This is a genomic window from Corallococcus sp. AB049A, assembly GCF_003668885.1.
Taxonomy (GTDB): domain Bacteria; phylum Myxococcota; class Myxococcia; order Myxococcales; family Myxococcaceae; genus Corallococcus; species Corallococcus interemptor.
Map to the genome: position 1 here is coordinate 1 of NZ_RAWL01001302.1, position 412 is coordinate 412.

At 63.1% G+C, this 412-nt stretch carries 1 protein-coding gene; it reads left to right on the plus strand.

All coding sequences use genetic code 11. The features are described 5' to 3' along the window. Positions 1-412: TonB-dependent receptor (locus D7X55_RS47070; RefSeq protein WP_121725795.1), on the plus strand; the 412-nt coding region annotated here is incomplete at both ends.

Consider the following 412-nt stretch of genomic DNA (forward strand, 5'->3'; position numbering starts at 1 on the left):
ACCAAGAACATCGGCCTGTTCGTTCTGCAGGAAAAGCAGTTCGGCCCGTTCAAGCTGGAACTGGGCGGTCGCCACGACCAGGTCAAGCTGGACCCGACCGGCGACTACCGCCGCCGCAAGTTCGACGCCACCAACCTGTCGGCCGCCGGTATCTGGAAGCTCAACGATGCGGTCGACCTGCGCATCGGCGTGGACAGCTCTGAGCGTGCACCGACCAATGAGGAGCTGTACGCCGCCGGTGCGCACATCGCCACCCGTTCGCTGGAAATCGGTGATGCCAACCTGAAGACCGAGCGCGGCCAACGCATTGAACTGGGCATCCACACCCACAGCGAGCGCCTGGACTTCTCTGCCGCGATCTACCAGACCAGGTTCAAGGACTTCATCTACCTGGCCGACACCGGCATCACCG